Annotated in this window: 17 protein-coding genes; 7 read left to right on the top strand and 10 right to left on the bottom strand. The window is 65.1% G+C overall.

Annotated elements, in window-relative coordinates; genetic code table 11:
• Positions 1-738 (bottom strand): dienelactone hydrolase family protein, encoded by a 738-nt coding sequence (locus tag G154_RS05430; RefSeq protein WP_019513051.1) that lies wholly within the window; start codon positions 736-738, stop codon positions 1-3.
• Positions 739-852: 114 nt separating this feature from the next.
• On the opposite strand from G154_RS05430, the gene G154_RS05425 reads away from it, so the two are divergent.
• The 5 genes from G154_RS05425 (at position 853) to G154_RS05405 (ending at position 5,203) form a co-directional block, all read left to right on the top strand.
• Positions 853-1,611: a thymidylate synthase gene (locus G154_RS05425; protein ID WP_045546574.1), complete on the top strand. Its 759-nt coding sequence runs from the start codon at positions 853-855 to the stop codon at positions 1,609-1,611.
• Positions 1,608-2,072: a dihydrofolate reductase gene (locus tag G154_RS05420; protein ID WP_019513049.1), complete on the top strand. Its 465-nt coding sequence runs from the start codon at positions 1,608-1,610 to the stop codon at positions 2,070-2,072. The genes G154_RS05425 and G154_RS05420 overlap by 4 nt, the downstream gene beginning before the upstream one ends.
• Positions 2,073-2,130: 58 nt before the next feature.
• Positions 2,131-3,348 carry a winged helix-turn-helix domain-containing protein gene (locus G154_RS05415; protein ID WP_019513048.1) on the top strand — a complete coding sequence of 406 codons (1,218 nt, stop codon included), beginning with the start codon at positions 2,131-2,133 and terminating at the stop codon, positions 3,346-3,348.
• A 74-nt stretch (positions 3,349-3,422) separates the two neighbouring features.
• On the top strand, positions 3,423-4,526 hold the full coding sequence (locus G154_RS05410; protein ID WP_019513047.1) for a GGDEF domain-containing protein: 1,104 nt from the start codon (positions 3,423-3,425) through the stop codon (positions 4,524-4,526).
• 77 nt (positions 4,527-4,603) lie between these two features.
• Positions 4,604-5,203: an SDR family oxidoreductase gene (locus G154_RS05405; protein WP_019513046.1), complete on the top strand. Its 600-nt coding sequence runs from the start codon at positions 4,604-4,606 to the stop codon at positions 5,201-5,203.
• 685 nt (positions 5,204-5,888) lie between these two features.
• Here G154_RS05405 and G154_RS05400 read toward each other — a convergent pair.
• The 5 genes from G154_RS05400 to G154_RS05380 all read right to left on the bottom strand — a co-directional run bounded on the left by G154_RS05400 (position 5,889) and on the right by G154_RS05380 (position 8,816).
• Positions 5,889-6,290: a DUF6188 family protein gene (locus G154_RS05400; RefSeq protein ID WP_045546582.1), complete on the bottom strand. Its 402-nt coding sequence runs from the start codon at positions 6,288-6,290 to the stop codon at positions 5,889-5,891.
• Positions 6,287-7,552 (bottom strand): hypothetical protein, encoded by a 1,266-nt coding sequence (locus tag G154_RS05395; protein ID WP_019513044.1) that lies wholly within the window; start codon positions 7,550-7,552, stop codon positions 6,287-6,289. Before G154_RS05395 ends, G154_RS05400 begins: the two co-directional genes overlap by 4 nt.
• Complete coding sequence (locus tag G154_RS05390) at positions 7,549-7,833, bottom strand: WXG100 family type VII secretion target (RefSeq protein ID WP_019513043.1); 285 nt, start codon at positions 7,831-7,833, stop codon at positions 7,549-7,551. The genes G154_RS05395 and G154_RS05390 overlap by 4 nt, the downstream gene beginning before the upstream one ends.
• Positions 7,834-8,148: a WXG100 family type VII secretion target gene (locus G154_RS05385; protein ID WP_019513042.1), complete on the bottom strand. Its 315-nt coding sequence runs from the start codon at positions 8,146-8,148 to the stop codon at positions 7,834-7,836.
• Positions 8,149-8,240: 92 nt separating this feature from the next.
• A complete protein-coding gene (locus G154_RS05380) occupies positions 8,241-8,816 on the bottom strand; it encodes a nucleoside deaminase (RefSeq protein ID WP_023985628.1) in 576 nt (191 codons plus the stop codon).
• 76 nt (positions 8,817-8,892) lie between these two features.
• On the opposite strand from G154_RS05380, the gene dapA reads away from it, so the two are divergent.
• Both dapA and G154_RS05370 read left to right on the top strand, forming a co-directional pair.
• The gene (dapA, locus tag G154_RS05375) at positions 8,893-9,795 is read left to right on the top strand and encodes a 4-hydroxy-tetrahydrodipicolinate synthase (protein ID WP_019513040.1); all 903 of its coding nucleotides are present in this window, start codon (positions 8,893-8,895) and stop codon (positions 9,793-9,795) included.
• A gap of 13 nt (positions 9,796-9,808) precedes the next feature.
• Entirely contained in the window at positions 9,809-11,518 is a 1,710-nt protein-coding gene (locus G154_RS05370; protein ID WP_019513039.1) for a ribonuclease J, read from the top strand.
• Here G154_RS05370 and G154_RS05365 read toward each other — a convergent pair.
• From G154_RS05365 to G154_RS05350, 4 genes are read right to left on the bottom strand one after another with little or no spacing between them, the layout of a single operon-like run.
• On the bottom strand, positions 11,515-12,384 hold the full coding sequence (locus G154_RS05365) for an SAM-dependent methyltransferase (RefSeq protein ID WP_019513038.1): 870 nt from the start codon (positions 12,382-12,384) through the stop codon (positions 11,515-11,517). The two genes, G154_RS05370 and G154_RS05365, sit on opposite strands and share 4 nt — an antisense overlap.
• Positions 12,384-13,202, bottom strand: coding sequence for a mycofactocin-coupled SDR family oxidoreductase (locus G154_RS05360; RefSeq protein WP_019513037.1), 819 nt, complete (start codon positions 13,200-13,202; stop codon positions 12,384-12,386). The genes G154_RS05365 and G154_RS05360 overlap by 1 nt, the downstream gene beginning before the upstream one ends.
• An 8-nt stretch (positions 13,203-13,210) precedes the next feature.
• On the bottom strand, positions 13,211-13,525 hold the full coding sequence (locus G154_RS05355) for a putative quinol monooxygenase (RefSeq protein WP_019513036.1): 315 nt from the start codon (positions 13,523-13,525) through the stop codon (positions 13,211-13,213).
• 36 nt (positions 13,526-13,561) lie between these two features.
• Positions 13,562-15,727, bottom strand: coding sequence for a bifunctional SulP family inorganic anion transporter/carbonic anhydrase (locus tag G154_RS05350; protein WP_019513035.1), 2,166 nt, complete (start codon positions 15,725-15,727; stop codon positions 13,562-13,564).
• Positions 15,728-15,958: the final 231 nt, after the last annotated feature.

The following is a 15,958-nucleotide window of genomic DNA, read 5'->3' as shown; positions in this document are numbered from 1 at the left end:
TCAGCCGAGCGCGCGCCCGAACACCGCGCTCATCGCCTCCCAGTGCCGCGCCGCCGCCGCAGCATCGTATGGGGCATTGTCCGGCACCGCGAATCCATGTGCTGCGGAATAGAATTCGATTGTGTGCTCGACACCGGCCGCCGTCAACGCCCGTTCAAGGGTTCGGGCTTGCGTCGCGGTGAACGACGCGTCATCCTGCGCCCCGCCCACATAGACGACAGCCCGAATATCGTCGGCCAGCAGGTGCGGGCTGTCGGGTTGGTCGGTGGCAAGCCCGCCGCCGTGGAACGACATCGCCGCCGCCACCCGCTCGGGCACCCGCCCCGCGATGATCAGCGACGTGCGCCCACCCATGCAGTAACCGGTGGTACCGAAACGTTCGCCGACGACATCGGGGCGGGCGCCCAGATAGTCGAAGAAGGCTGCCGCATCGGCGGCCATCACGTCGGGGGTGATGCCTTTCATCATCCCGAACAGCCGCCTGCGTTCGGCCTCGTCGCCGAAGACTGTGGCCATGTCGAACGGCGCCCAGTCGGCCTGGCGGTAGTAGACATCGGGCACCAGTACCACGTAGCCGTACCCGGCGAGCTGGGCGGCCATCTCGTCGAAGGTTCTGCGCGCGCCGCCGGCGTCGGGGTACATCACGACGGCAGGCCAGGGACCGTCGCCGTCCGGGGTGGCCACGGTGACCCGGCAGGAGCCGTCAGCAGTGGTGATGGTGTCCGTGGTGGTGGGCATGGTTTCAGTTCTACCCGACATCGGGGTCGGGTCCGAGCGTGTCGGGTGGGTGCGACGTAAGCTGGCCCGGTGGCCCCGGTTGACACTCCGTACGAGGATCTACTGCGTCTGGTGATGGAGCAGGGCACCCCGAAATCCGATCGCACCGGCACCGGTACCCGCAGCGTGTTCGGACACCAGCTGCGCTATGACCTGAATGCCGGATTCCCGCTGATCACCACCAAGAAGGTGCACACCAAGTCGATCGTCTACGAGTTGCTGTGGTTTTTGCGCGGTGATTCCAACGTGCGTTGGCTGCAGGAGCGCGGAGTCACGATCTGGGACGAATGGGCCTCTGAGACAGGCGATCTCGGCCCGGTCTACGGCGTGCAATGGCGATCCTGGCCGACCCCGTCCGGTGATCACATCGACCAGATCTCGGCAGCGCTCGAACTGCTCAAACGTGACCCCGACTCCCGACGCAACATCGTCTCGGCATGGAATGTCGGCGAGATCCCGCAGATGGCGCTGCCGCCATGTCACGCGTTTTTCCAGTTTTATGTCGCCGACGGCCGACTGTCCTGTCAGCTGTACCAACGCAGCGCCGACCTGTTCCTGGGCGTGCCGTTCAACATCGCCAGTTACGCCCTGCTGACCCACATGATGGCCGCCCAGGCCGGTCTGGGTGTCGGTGAGTTCATCTGGACCGGCGGTGACTGCCACATCTACGACAACCACGTCGAGCAGGTGACGTTGCAGCTGTCGCGGGATCCGCGTCCCTACCCGGAACTCGTTCTGGCCCCGCGTGATTCGATCTTCGACTACACCTATGAGGATATCGCCATCGTGAACTACGACCCGCATCCGGGGATCAAGGCCCCGGTGGCGGTGTGAAGCTGATCTGGGCACAGTCGACATCCGGTGTCATCGGCCGGGCCAACGGCATCCCGTGGCGGCTGCCCGAGGACCAGGCGCGCTTCAAGGAGCTGACGCTGGGGCAGACCGTCGTCATGGGCAGGTTGACCTGGGAGTCGCTGCCCGCCGCGGTGCGCCCGTTGCCGGGACGTCGCAACATCGTGGTGTCCCGTGACCCGGACTATCAAGCAGCAGGCGCCGAGGTGGTCACCGAACTCCCTGCCGATATCGACGGCTGGGTGATCGGTGGCGCGCAGCTCTACGGCCAGGCGGTGACGTCGGCGGATCGTTGCGAGGTCACCGAGATCGAGATCGACCTGGTGCGCGATGACGAGGACGCGGTTGCCCCGGTGCTCGACGAGACGTGGACCGGCACCGTCGGAGACTGGCTGACCAGTAGTTCGGGGCTGCGGTACCGATTCTCCAGTTACGTGCGCTGACAGGCTTGTCGGTGCCATACGGCACGAGCCTGTCGGTGCCATACGGCACGATGACCACGTGGCGACCCTGACCCCAGCACAGGCCCGCCGGCTCGCCGTGGCCGCACAGGGATTCCATGAACCCAAACCGCGCGGTCCCGTCACCCGCGCGCATCTCAAACGGTTGGTCGCACGCACGCAGGTGCTGCAACTGGACTCGGTGTCGGTCTCGGTGCGTGCGCACTACGCGCCGGTGTTCAGCCGGCTGGGCCCCTACGACCGGGACGTACTCGACCGCGCCGCCTGGAGCCACAGCGCCAGGTCCCCACGATTGCTGACCGAGTATTGGGCACACGAAGCGGCCCTGATGTCGGTGGAGGACTGGCCGTTGATGCGCTGGCGGATGCGGGAGTTCCAGCACGGCCGTTGGGGTAGCGAGATCGTCAAGAGGAATGGCCGGCTCGCCGAGGACGTCATCGCCGCGGTCGCCGAGCTCGGGCCGTCGACCGCCGGCCAGATCGAGGCCCACCTGCAGACCGAACCGCGCGGCCGTAAAGGGCCGTGGTGGGACCGCAGCGATACCAAGTGGGTGGCCGAGGCGCTGTGGTCGGCAGGCGTGCTCACCACGGCGACGCGGATCGGGTTCGCCCGCCACTACGACCTCACCGAGCGGGTGTTGCCGCCGGAGGTGCTGGCCCGGGAGGTCTCCGACGAGGAGGCGGTGCGTGAGTTGATGCTGCGGGCGGCCGGCGCGCTGGGTATCGGCACCGAACCGGATCTGCGCGATTACTTCCGGCTGAGCCCGAAGCTGAGCAAGCCAGCGCTGGCCGCGCTGGTGGCCGACGGCGAATTGGAGGCCGTCGAGGTGGACGGGTGGGGCGCGCAGGCCTACCTGGTGCCGGGCCGGACGATCCCGCGCCGAGATCGCGGGACGGCGCTGTTGTGTCCATTCGACCCGTTGATCTTCTTCCGCCCACGGGTACAGCGCTTGTTCGACGGATTCCACTACCGCATCGAGATCTACACCCCGGCCCCCAAACGCCAGTTCGGGTACTACGTGTGGCCATTTCTGCTGGACGGGCAACTGGTCGGCCGTGTCGACCTCAAGCGCGCCGACGGCGCCCTGCACGTTCTGGGTGCGTTCACCGAGGACGGGCACGATCGTGGGCACGTCGCCGCCGCCATGGCACCGGAGCTGACGGCGATGGCGCGCTGGCTGGGGCTCGATGACGTCGCCGTGGGGCATCGCGGCGAGCTATGTGGGCCGCTGCGCGCAGCATTGCGGACCGCTGGTTGACCGCGCACCGTTGAACGCGCACCGTTGAACGCACAAAGATGACGCGGGCGTCGTCAAAAGGCACACTGTTAGGAATGTCCGGGCGGGACCGACAGTGGTGGCAACAAAGCGATCAATTCCACTGGTTCAGCGCCTATCTGCAGGACCGTGACCTCGCGCTGCAGTGGCGGCTGGCCACCTTCACCTTCACGGTGCTGTTTGCTTCGGTACCGGTGCTGATGATGGGCAGCCCGCTCGGTCCCAGCGCGAACGCAACCCGCACGCTGGCCGTCCTGGTGTCGGTCCTGGCTGTCGCGGCGGGATCGGTGTGGCTGTTCGGCTGGCCCAGCCGTGGGCGCTCGTTGGCGTACCACGCGATCTGCAGCGGCTCCATCGCATTGGGCTGTCTGACGCTCTCCGGTCCCTATGGCGGTCTCATGGGTTGCGCGATGTTCGCCGCCATCGGCGGCATGCTCGCCTACTTCCACGCGCTCATCCATGTGTTGGCCAATTTCGTCGTCGCCGCCACGTGCGTGGCCGTCACGGCGTGGCGTCTACACGCTGATACCGGCGACACCGCTCTGGTCGTCGCATCGGTCCTGGTGGTACTGGGCCTCAACCTCGGTGTGCCGTTCGGCATCCACGCGCTGGTGCATTCATTGCATTCCGATCTGAGGCTGGCCGACCACGACCCGTTGACGGGGCTGGCGAATCGACGATCGTTCTACAACGCGGTGCACGAACTCGTCCTGTCCCGCGCCGGTATATCCATCCCGTTCAACGTCACGATGATCGATATTGATGACTTCAAGAAACTGAACGACAGCCGGGGGCACGCTGCCGGCGACGCGGCGCTGGTTGGTATCGGTGCTGTGCTGCAACGGCTCTGCGCGCCGGGCGCCCTCGTGGGGCGCATCGGCGGTGAGGAGTTCGTGGTCGCCGACATCGCTCCGAAGGAGCAGCACGCGGCCGCGGCCGAGAGCATCCGGCACGGCATCTCGGCGCTGCCGGGGCAGCTCACCGCGAGCCTGGGCTGTTGCACCGCGACGTTGGCGGCCGATGCTGCGTTCCCGGCGTTCCTGGACGAGATGATCGCGATCGCCGATGCCGCGATGTATCGGTCGAAGCGGGCCGGAGGCGACCAGGTGCAGTACGTGGAACTGGCCGATGACGGTGACACTCTCTCCACCTCACCGTGACCTTAAGGATCCCTTATTTTTCTTATTTTTGGTGTACGGTGATCGGAGAAGCCCAGGGACGGCGAAAGGATCCGAACATGCACGACACCCAGATTGCCTTGGTGACCGGCGCGTCCCGAGGTATCGGTGCCGAGGTCGCCCAGCAGTTGGCGCACCCGGGTACCCGTGTCATCAATGCTCCCGACATCGCCGACGAGACGGCCGCGGAGTCGGTGATCGCCGATATCCGGCATCGGTTCGGACGGCTGGACACCTTGATCCTGAACGCTCCCGGCGTCCTGGAACACGACGCCCGCGCAGCGATACGGGTCAACCGTGATGCTCAGCGTCGGATCGTGGAACTGGCCATGCCGCTGATGCCGATCGGTGGACGAGTCGTGTTCGTCACGAGCCACCAGGCGCACTTCTATCCGCACAAGGCGGTCCCCAAGGGCTATGCCCCGATCGCGGCGAGCATGCGCGCGGGGGAGACGGCCATGTACGGCATGCGTTACGAATTCAACCGGCGCGGAATCCATTTCACCGTTGTCTCGGGCAACATGATCGACGGCGCGTACTTCGCGCCGCCGCCATCGGCCGACGGTTTTGCCGCTGCGGTCGCCGGTGCGGCGCAGTCGGAGTACCACCCCGGCATCGTCTACGTCGGCGGCGGTTCGCAGTACCTCTGCTCGGCCTAGGGTCGGTGCGGATCTGCGGTGTCCGGACCATTCGTGGTACGTCGAGAATGATCATCGAATCTGGCCGAAACCAGCCTGGCTGGCGGGCGGCCAACCGGAACCTGGTCGCTTTGCTCGTCATTGAGGCCATTCCGCAATCCGTATTGCGTTTGTTTTCGGAAGGATCTGGCTGATGTGCCGACCATAGTCGGTAGGCTCCCAGTCGGCGTCAAGATTGTCACTGATCTCGTCACGGAGAGTATTGATGATTTCGGCTGCGTCGCTACTGGAAAATGGAAGATTTTTACGGATCAGAGTTGACAATGGCGCATATCTTCGCCTCGAACGTGCGCAATGCCAGGTCGCGATCGGGTTCTCCTAAAAATCGAAAATCGCTATCCACCAGATCCTCCTGTACCCGCGGAGTTGTTCGCCGACCCGTCACAACCTTGCCTTGCTCGTTGGCGATGAGCGCTAGCTCACCCGTTCCGGTTGATCAACGAGACTCTCCGCATCTAATTTGGTTGTTCGAAGCTTTCGCGGATTTCCGATTCGGCCCTATACCACCAACGCGTCTGGCGATCTGGTCTCCGCCGTGCTCTGTGTAGCCCATGACAATCTTCGTCACCGTGGCGTGGATCGCGCAGTTCGCCAGCACCTTAAGGCAGGCCATCGACGTCCGATTGAGAGACACCTAACCGGCTGCTCACGGGCGAGGTGTGTTATCTCGGCCCTCGATCTTGGCGTTCCACACAGACAGCTCGCCGCCTGCCAAACAGACGATGATCAGTCCCGCGGGCCCTGTGACGGTCCAGGCCTCATACTCCGGATCGGCTTCAACCGACAGTGAAACGCTGTTCTCGAAATGGACCTCCAATGTACCTTTATCGCTAATTTCCGCTTCGATAATGCGCTGTCCTACAAGTTTGATCAACGGCTCGAAGTTTGGGGCCGCGTCATCTTCAGGCGAAAGCTTGATTACTGAACCAGGTGAAACAATCTCGAACGGCGATTCGATTCGAATGAAATAGTCGTCTGATAGCTGTAGCCCTACGGTGTACTCGACGTTCGCGGCTGCAAGCGTCTTGCCGGCCAAGTTGATATTCATCGAGGCCATCCTTTCGGAATCGGGTATGAACCATCAGGGTTTCGAGGAATATGAGTTTCAGCCCGTGGCCCAGGCTTTCCGTCGAGATTTATCGGCTGATTGTGCTCGTTGGTGAACTTCACGTACCCGTTCGGATACCGAGGGTCCGCGCCCGGTTCCATGATACGTACGGAATTTGAGTCGCCGGGCGAATTTGGTTTCTGGTAGACGGTGCCGGGGCCTCTGTCGGCAGGGCGTGCTGGCCAACCAGGTTGTACACCCGGTGGCGAGACAGGGGGCGGGACGTTTGGCTCATCCTTCTTGCCTTTCCGGCCGAGATTCTTGATGCGCTCCAGCTGCTTGCGGACCTTCGCGATGTCCGCAACCTTCTGCACGCCTTTGTTGATGTTCTTGGACAGCTTCCATGACGCGATGGCGAGGCCGATGGTGCGGGCGAACTTGGTGATGGAGTTCGCGGCTTTGGCGGTGGCTGCCACCGCACCAAATCCGGCTGACACCACCGATGCCGCTATGCCGATCAGGACGGTCGTCGCGAGTTCCTCGGCCAGGTCCTCGAGGATGCCCTCCAGATTGTTGCGGAGCTCGCCGAGTGCGGTCTTGTAATCGGCGCAGGACTTCGACAATTCGGCGCACCCGTCGAGGATTGCGCTGGTCGCATCCTTCAATTCTCGTAGATCGCGCGCGATGAATTCGACCTCTGGCGTTTTTGTGTCGGCGAATCGCTGTGCGTTAACCTCCAGCGCCTCGACCACCGTCGTGGTTTGGTACACCGTGGCGAGCCGATCCCAGGCCTGGGCAGCCTTGTCGAGCTTGTCGGTGTTGCCGTCAGGGACGGGGACACCTATCTGGTCGACCAAACCCATCAGATTGTCGAGAAGGCCTTCGCCGGGCCCGCCGGCCGACGGCGGCACGCTCAGGATTCCGGCGACGCTGGTCGGCTCGGGTGGCTTTACCGGTGGGGCTCCCGCCCCGGGCGTCGCATTGTGCTCCGCCATGGCGTGGTTGTGGCCCGCCTGAATGACGACGCCGCCATAGTTCTCCATGGCCACGGTCAGGTCGTTGACCGCGCCCAATACCTCGCCCACTCGCGAGTCGTAGGACTCGGCCCACGCTGTGCCAGCATCGTCGCTACCGGCCATCTCCCCGGTCTCAGCCAGGATCCGAACGTTCACATTGAATGCGTCATACATGTCGCCGGCGAGTTCGTAGAGACGCTTTCCAACGGCGTAGAACGTCTCTGGATCGACGTCTCGGGTCGTCACGACAGCATTTCGACGTTGAGGCGTGCGGCTTCGGTGTAATGGTGATGAGCTTTGTGGGCAGCAGCCCGCAATTCAGTTACCGCTTCCCGCATATCTTTTGCCGCGGCCATCCATTCATCATGTTGTGAACGGTGTGCCGTGGCCGCATCCCCCGACCAACTGCTGTGTAGTTGGCCAACTTGGCTGTCGGCGCGAGCAGCGATCGTCTCCGCACGCTCACTGAAAGTCTGCAGTTTGCCCACGAATGCGAGTAGTTCATCGAGTTCCACCTGATAGCGCATCTACAGCCCCATTCGACTGACGGTGTCTTCAAGTCTGGCCGCCGCACTGGTGTCCTGCTCCTGATAGCGAGCGGCCGCTTCAGCCAGGCGTCGCGCGGAATTGTCGAGCGATTCCACCAAGTCGTGCGCGCCCTCACGCCATTCGTCGAACAGCGGCGCGTACGCGGATGCGGCCGTCCCGGTCCAGCTGTGGGTCAGGTTTCTCCACTCGTGCGCCAAGCGTGTGAGCTCCTCGCGCAGCTCTTGTGCGTCGTTGCTCAATGCGCGGGACGCGTTGAACGCCGCGTCCGCATCCACTGTCAGCTGATCGGCCATGACTCCCCCCGGAGATCAGGTTCGCATTCGTAAACGTGCTCGAGCCTAAGTCACCTGACTCGGCGGTGCCGACGCCAATTGTCTGCTCGTCCTTAACCCAGTGGAATATCGTTGCCGCCCTTGGACTCCTGATACTGCTGCGACAGCTGGGCGTAACGCTCGGTGATGAGACTCTGCTGGGCGCGCAGCTCGGGTTCGGTGCCGATCAGCTCGTCGATGCTGACCGCGGTCCAGAACGCATTGCGGCGACGGTAGCCACCGGGCTCCAAGCCGAACACCTCGGACAGGATCTGAAGATCGTGCGGAATGGCGAAGCTGTCGCGGGAGTCCTCGTGGCTGAAGAAGTAGTAGAAGTTGTCGAAACCCGCCCACGTGATGGCCGACATGCACATGGTGCACGGTTCGTGGGTCGACAGGAACACCAGATCCGCGGTCGGAGGGCGGTCGGGCAGCTCGTAGAACAGATTGAGCGTGCGCACCTCGCCGTGCCACAGCGGATTGGTCAGTTCGGCGTTGGTGCCGGCGACCACCAGCGACAGATCGGACTTGCGCAAGATGGCGGCGCCGAAGACCTTGTTACCCGCCGCGACCCCGGTCGATGTGAGCGGCAGCACATCGGACTCGATCACATCGAGCAGGCGGCGGGCCAGTGCGGTCGCTGAAGTCATGTCGAACACTAAACCGAAACCGCCCGACCCGCCCGCGCTGCAAAATCGGGTCGACCGAGCGGGTAATCTGACGCCCGTGACCACCAGTGGAATTGATGTCAGCGCACGTCTGGGCACCGTGCTGACTGCCATGGTGACGCCGTTCGGCCCGGACGGCTCGCTTGATCTGGCGACCGCCAAGAAGGTAGCCACCCACCTGGTCGACACCGGTTGCGATGGTCTGGTGGTCTCGGGGACCACCGGCGAGTCGCCGACCACCACCGATGACGAGAAGATCGCGCTGCTGGAGGCCGTGCTGGACGCCGTCGGCGACCGTGCGCGCATCATCGCCGGAGCCGGTACCTACGACACCGCGCACAGTGTGGGCCTGGCCAAAGCCAGTGCGGCCGCCGGCGCGCACGGCCTGCTGGTGGTGACCCCCTACTATTCCCGCCCGTCGCAGCGCGGGGTCGAGGCGCACTTCACCGCTGTCGCCGACGCGACCGAGCTGCCGGTGGTGCTCTACGACATCCCGCCCCGCTCGATCATCCCGATCGACTGGCACACCCTGCACAACCTGTCAGCTCACCCCAACATCGTCGCGGTCAAGGACGCCAAGGGTGATCTGCACGGGGCGGCACGGTTGATGGCTGACACCGACATCGCGTACTACTCCGGGGACGACTCGCTGAACCTGCCCTGGCTGGCGGTGGGCGCGGTCGGCTTCATCAGCGTCTGGGGCCATGTGGCCGCCGGTCAGCTGCGCGACATGCTGGTCGCGTTCAACTCCGGCGACGTCGCCACCGCCCGCAAGATCAATACCACGCTGGCGCCGCTGAACGACGCACAGAACCGGTTGGGCGGCGTGACGATGTCCAAGGAAGCGTTGCGGTTGATCGGCCTCGATGCGGGTGAGCCCCGGTTGCCCCAGGTGCCGGCCGAGCAATCCGAGATCGATGTCCTGGCCGCCGATATGCGCGCCGCCGGCGTCTTGCGATGAAGGGCTTCTTGCGATGAACACTGTCGCCGGCGAACCGGCTCCCACGACTCAGCCCACGCTGAACGCGCCGGGGCCGTTGGCGCCGGGTGGGCTGCGCATCACGGCGCTGGGCGGCATCGGCGAAATCGGCCGCAACATGACCGTTTTCGAGCATCTCGGTCGATTGCTCATCATCGACTGCGGTGTGCTGTTCCCCAACCACGACGAGCCCGGCGTCGACCTGATCCTGCCGGATCTTCGCCACGTCGAGAATCGCCTCGACGATGTCGAGGCGCTGGTGCTCACACACGCCCATGAGGATCACATCGGCGCGATCCCGCACCTGCTGAAGTTGCGCGGAGATATCCCGGTCGTCGGCTCGAAGTTCACGCTGGCATTGGTGGTCGAGAAGTGCCGCGAGCATCGCATCAAGCCCAAGATCATCGAAGTCGCCGAGGGGCAGCGCAGCACCCACGGGGTGTTCGAATGTCAGTACTTCGCGGTCAACCACTCGATCCCTGATGCGCTTGCCATCGCCGTGCACACCGGCGCGGGCACCATCCTGCACACCGGCGATATCAAACTCGACCAGCTCCCGCCGGACGGGCGGCCCACCGATCTGCCCGGCATGTCGCGGCTCGGGGATGCCGGTGTGGATCTGTTCTTGTGTGACTCGACCAATGCCGAGCATCCCGGAGTGAGCCCGTCCGAGAGTGAGGTCGGCCCCACCCTGCACCGGCTGATCCGCGGCGCCGATGGCCGCGTGATCGTGGCCTGCTTCGCCTCCAACGTCGATCGTGTCCAGCAGATCATCGACGCCGCAGTCGCGTTGGGCCGGCGGGTGTCCTTCGTGGGGCGCTCCATGGTGCGCAACATGGGCATCGCCCGCGAGCTCGGCTTCCTGCGGGTGGCCGATGAGGACATCCTCGATATCGCGGCCGCCGAGATGATGCCGCCCGAACGGGTCGTGCTCATCACCACCGGCACCCAGGGTGAGCCGATGGCCGCGCTGTCGCGGATGTCGCGCGGCGAGCACCGCAGTATCACCCTGACCGCCGGTGACCTGGTCATCCTGTCCTCGTCGCTGATCCCCGGCAACGAGGAGGCGGTGTTCGGTGTCATCGATGCGCTGGCCAAGGTCGGGACCCGAGTGGTCACCAATGCGCAAGCGCGGGTACATGTTTCGGGGCACGCCTACGCCGGTGAACTCCTGTTCCTCTACAACGGTGTGCGTCCGCGCAATGTGATGCCGGTGCACGGCACGTGGCGGCACCTGCGGGCCAATGCTTCGTTGGCGGTGAGCACCGGCGTGCCGCCCGAGAACGTCATGTTGGCCGAGAACGGGGTGAGTGTCGACCTGGTCAACGGAGTCGCCTCCATCGCGGGCGCGGTGCCGGTGGGCAAGCGGTTCGTCGACGGTCTGGTCACCGGTGACGTGGGGGAGTCGACCCTCGGCGAAAGGTTGACCCTGTCAGCGGGTTTCGTCGCCGTCACGGTGGTGGTGCATCGTGGCACCGGGCGAGCGGCAGGACCCGCGCACCTGCACTCGCGGGGTTTCTCCGAGGATCCCAAGGCGCTCGATCCGGTCGCCGAGAAGGTGGCCCAGGAGCTGGAGCGGCTCGCCGGTGATCAGGTGACCGATCCCGTTCGCATCGCACAAGCGGTGCGGCGCACCGTCGGCAAGTGGGTGGGGGAGACCTACCGGCGCCAGCCGATGATCGTGCCGACCGTCATCGAGATCTAGTCGCTACGCACGGCCAGCGCCGTCCATTCGATCGGCGATGCGCTCAGGGGCCGACCGGTGGGACGGATGTAGATGTCGCGGTAGTAACTCGGACCGGCCTGCTCGATCAGCCGCCAACCGTAGCCGCGCAGCATCTCCTCCAGGTGTTCGGGGGAGAAACCGGATTTCCACAACCGTGGCACGAACCGGCGATACACCGCGTCGCTCTCATATCTCTCGGTGCCGTCGACGAAATCGGCGCGGACGTAGGTGAAGACCAGTCTGCTGCCGGCGGTCGCTTGGCGGAGTTGTTCGAACAGGTCGTGCACCGCAGCTGGGGTCAGATACTGGGTGAGCCCTTCGGCGATGTAGAGGGTGCGGCCGGTATCGCGAAAACCGTTGGTGTGCAGCGCGTTCATCAACGGCTCACGTTCGAGGTCCATGCCGACGAGGTGCACCGAGTCGGGCACCGCGCCGAGCGCGCGGACGACAGTTGTTCTCTTGCGGTCGATGATCGTCTGCTGATCGACCTCGAACACCGGAAGATCGCTGTAGCGGGCGATCCGATAGGGCCGGGTGTCCAGACCGGATCCGAGGATGACGACGGCGTCGGTCTCGCTGGCCGGATCGGACACCTTGTCATCGATATAGCGCTTGCGACAGGCGATCCCGGCCCAAAGCCCCGGTCCGGACCGGTCCGAGGCCGCGATCAGGGCACGGCGCAGCCAACCCGCGCGTGCCATTCCGGCCAGGGTCCGAGTGCCCCGCGGCAGGAAGGAAGCCGCCAGATCATCGTCAATCAGCCGGTGTTGCGGCGGCTCCAGCGCTTCGATGGCCGACAGCAACATCGGTCCGATCGCGGTGCGGGCGGCCGGATTCGACGGCACTAGCGCTTGTTCACGAATCCGGCGTCCAGCGGCAGCGTGACACCGGTGACGTACCGGGCGGCATCCGATACCAGCCAGAGCACCGCATTGGCGATGTCGTCGACGTCGAGGGTCTGCACCGGCAGGGCGTTGGACATATCCGGTCCGCGCTGCTCCTGCAGGGCCATGCCCTGCAACCAACCGCGGATGAAGTCGTTGTCGATCATGGGAGTGTCGACACCGGCCGGATGGATGGAGTTGACCCGGATATTGAACTGCGCCAGCACGTTCGCATACACCCGCATCAATCCGACGATGCCGTGCTTGGCGGCGGCGTAGCCGATGGATCCGGCCAGCGGCGAGCCGATGCCGACCAACCCCGCCACCGAGGACGTCAGCACGATCGACCCGCCGTTGCCGAATTTGACCATGGGCTTCATTGCCACGTCGACGGTGTTGTACACCCCGGTGAGGTTCACGTCGATCACGTCCTGCCAGGCGTCCTCGCCGGACATGGGGGCGATGCCCGCGTTGGCGATGACGATGTCGAGTCGGTCGCCGAGCGCTTCGGTGCCGGCCCGCAATGCCGACTTCACCGCGTCTCGATCCCGCACATCGGCTTCGGCGGCGTAGATCCGCGCGCCCGCCTCCTCGACGAGCTTGACCGTCGCGGCCAGGTCGTCGGGGGTGGCCATCGGATAAGGCACCGAGGCGATCTGATCGCACAGGTCCACCGCGATGATGTCGGCGCCCTCACCGGCGAGCTTGACCGCGTGCGCCCGGCCCTGGCCGCGCGCGGCGCCGGTGATGAAGGCGACCTTTCCCGATAGTGATCCCATCAGGGCACCTAACCGCGCAGCTGTCCCTTGGCGGGATCACCGGCAACGATCGGTGTCAGCATCTTGATGTCCGGTGCGCCGGCGAGGTGGTCACCGATCGCCCCGAACAGCTTCCCGATCGCCGGCGCGGTGCCGTGCTTCTGCAATGCGTCGGCGTCGGCCCACTGTTCGACGAAGACGAAGGTCCCATCGGCTTCGTGCAGCGAGTACAGCTCGCAGCCCGGTTCCTCGTGCACCTCGGCAATGGCCTCGGTGCATGCCGCGCGAACGGTATCCACGGATTCGGGTTTGGCGGTCATGGTGGCGACGACGACAACGGGCATGGTGCTCCTCAACTCCGAGTGGCTTGCCGACCTACCCTACTTGGGTGTGGCCGGCGTCACCGAGACCACGTCCTGGTCGATCGCGGTGACGGAGTCTGCGCCCACCAGGTACAACCGCGCGGTGGGCAGGTCGAGGAACAACCCGACCACGGTCACGGTGCCCGCCGCCAGATTTTGGGCGACCAGCGGGTGCCGCTGCGCGGCCTGCACCTGAATGGCGACGTTGACGACACTGAGTTGGTCGGCTCCGGTGAAGCCGGCTTCGGCGGCAGCGGCTGCCACCGGGTGGTATGCCCGGAATGCGGCCAGCGCCTCGGCGCCGTGGCCCAACCACTTCTCGACAGCACCATCGGCATCCTCATGCATCAGATCGTGCATGGCGTCGCAACCGGAGTGCCCGCAGATGGCGATGGTGCGCACCGATAGGCGGTCCACCGCGTAGCTGAGGGCGGACTCGACCGACAGGTCGGCACCCACCAGGTTGCCGACATTGCGCACGTTGAGCATCTCGCCGGGCGCCGAATCGGTGATGAGGTTGGGCAGGATCCGGGCGTCGGCACAGGAGATCAACATGGTGTGCGGATCGTGCTGAGCGCCGGCCGATTCCATCCGGGCACGCAGTAGCGGGGCCAGGCCGTTACTGAAGCGGTCGACACCACCGGCGAAGTGCGGCGGCCAGATGGTCCGCAGCGCGCTGATCACCCGGCGCCCCTCGGTGTCGCGACGCGGAACACGGCTGTGGGCGAACTCCATCCGCGCGGTACCGGTCTCGGTGACGGTGACTTCGCCGCCGTGTCCGCGTCGCTGCTTGATCCATTCCTGCAGCGTTTCCAGCGCGGCATGGTCGAGATAGTCGACGTTCAGGTCGATGGATACCTCGGCGCCGTCCGGGATCTCGGCCAAAGCTGCGGTCAGCCGCGGCAGTGCCAGGAAGCTGCACGATCCAGTGATGGCGACGTGCCAGCGGGGCGGGCCGTCCGCGCCGATGCGCGCGGTCAGGTCCTCGGTCACGATCGAGACCCGCACGATCCGCCACGCGGCGATCGTGATGGCCAACACCAGACCGATGAGCACGCCTTCCAGCAGGTTGAGGAAGACCACACAGACCAGCGTCACGGCGTAGATCAACAGTTCGCCGGTGCGGCGCGCCAGGTCGATGTGTGCCAGCTTCACCAGCTGGATACCGATGACGATGAGCAGGCCGGCCAGGGCCGCCATCGGGATCATCTCCACCACGTTGACCAGCAACACCGAGAACAGCAGCAGCCACACACCGTGTAGGGCTGCCGAGGCCCGGGTCTTGGCGCCGGCGCCGACGTTGGCGGTGCTGCGCACGATGACGCCGGTGACCGGCAGGCCGCCGAGTAGACCGGAAGACACGTTTGCGGTGCCCTGGCCGACAAGTTCGCGGTTGAAGTCGGTGCGCGGTCCGTCGTGCATCTTGTCCACAGCGCTGGCCGACAGCAGGCTCTCCACACTGGCGATCAGCGCGACGGTCAGCACCGCGAGTGCGATGGCACCCCAGCTGCCCTGGGGCATTTCCGGCAGCCCGATCGCGTCGATGACGGATTCGTCGAGGTTGATCCGGTCGGTGGCCAGGCCAGGCACGTAGCTGACCGCGGTGGCCAAGACCACCGCCACCAGTGCGCCCGGCACGGCACGTGCCGCCGCCGGGACATACCGCCAGCTCAGCATGACGGCAATGACCATGCCGCCGATCAGGACCTCGGTCCAGCCCGGGTGGGCCAACTGGCCCGGTAGCGCGGTGAGGTTCTCCCAGGCATTACTGCGCGGACCCCCGCCCAACAGCACATGCACCTGCTGCAGGGCGATGGTGATGCCGATACCGGCCAGCATCGCGTGCACCACGATCGGGGCGATCGCCAATGCGGCACGGGCTATCCGACTGAGTCCCAGCAGGATCTGCACCACGCCCGCCGCCGCGGTGATGGCGCAGGTGGCCTTCCAGCCGAACTGGGCCACCAGCTCGGCGACCACCACGGTCAATCCGGCCGCGGGTCCACTGACCTGCAGCGGAGATCCGCCTACCAGCGCGCAGACGATCCCGCCGACGATCGCGGCGATGAGGCCGGCCACGACCGGAGCCCCGGATGCGACCGCGATGCCGATGGACAATGGCAGTGCGACCAGAAAGACGACCAGTGAGGCCGGCACGTCATAGCGAAAGATCTTGTGTAACAAGGGGTTAACATTGGCCTGCGATTTCGTCCGCGTCACCTCCCCGACTGTAGCGCCACCTTCGGATTCCGTCGTGTCGTGGCTGGGTGACGATGCGCACGTATGGCCAACTGCAGTTCGAAGCCGATTTATGTGAACTACGGATTTCGTTGGAACCCAGATCGAAGGGGTGCGTGACACCGCTGCAGCTGAAAGCGCGGCTTCGATACCAATTTGTGACTGGTGTGGCTGATG

This window comes from Mycobacterium sp. VKM Ac-1816D (assembly GCF_000416385.1).
Classification (GTDB): domain Bacteria; phylum Actinomycetota; class Actinomycetes; order Mycobacteriales; family Mycobacteriaceae; genus Mycobacterium; species Mycobacterium neoaurum_A.
Note: the sequence above shows the minus strand (reverse complement) of the source record. Positions and strands in the feature narration are given on the sequence as shown.

Coding starts and splice junctions, on each gene's coding strand:
- G154_RS05385 (WP_019513042.1), bottom strand. CDS start 8,148: ATGGCCGATCAGCTGACAGTGGATGCGGACGCGGCGTTCAACGCGTCC.
- G154_RS05390 (WP_019513043.1), bottom strand. CDS start 7,833: ATGCGCTATCAGGTGGAACTCGATGAACTACTCGCATTCGTGGGCAAA.
- G154_RS05355 (WP_019513036.1), bottom strand. CDS start 13,525: ATGCCCGTTGTCGTCGTCGCCACCATGACCGCCAAACCCGAATCCGTG.
- G154_RS05410 (WP_019513047.1), top strand. CDS start 3,423: ATGTCCGGGCGGGACCGACAGTGGTGGCAACAAAGCGATCAATTCCAC.
- G154_RS05400 (WP_045546582.1), bottom strand. CDS start 6,290: ATGAATATCAACTTGGCCGGCAAGACGCTTGCAGCCGCGAACGTCGAG.
- G154_RS05405 (WP_019513046.1), top strand. CDS start 4,604: ATGCACGACACCCAGATTGCCTTGGTGACCGGCGCGTCCCGAGGTATC.
- G154_RS05380 (WP_023985628.1), bottom strand. CDS start 8,816: ATGACTTCAGCGACCGCACTGGCCCGCCGCCTGCTCGATGTGATCGAG.
- G154_RS05360 (WP_019513037.1), bottom strand. CDS start 13,202: ATGGGATCACTATCGGGAAAGGTCGCCTTCATCACCGGCGCCGCGCGC.
- G154_RS05370 (WP_019513039.1), top strand. CDS start 9,809: ATGAACACTGTCGCCGGCGAACCGGCTCCCACGACTCAGCCCACGCTG.
- G154_RS05425 (WP_045546574.1), top strand. CDS start 853: ATGGAGCAGGGCACCCCGAAATCCGATCGCACCGGCACCGGTACCCGC.
- G154_RS05430 (WP_019513051.1), bottom strand. CDS start 738: ATGCCCACCACCACGGACACCATCACCACTGCTGACGGCTCCTGCCGG.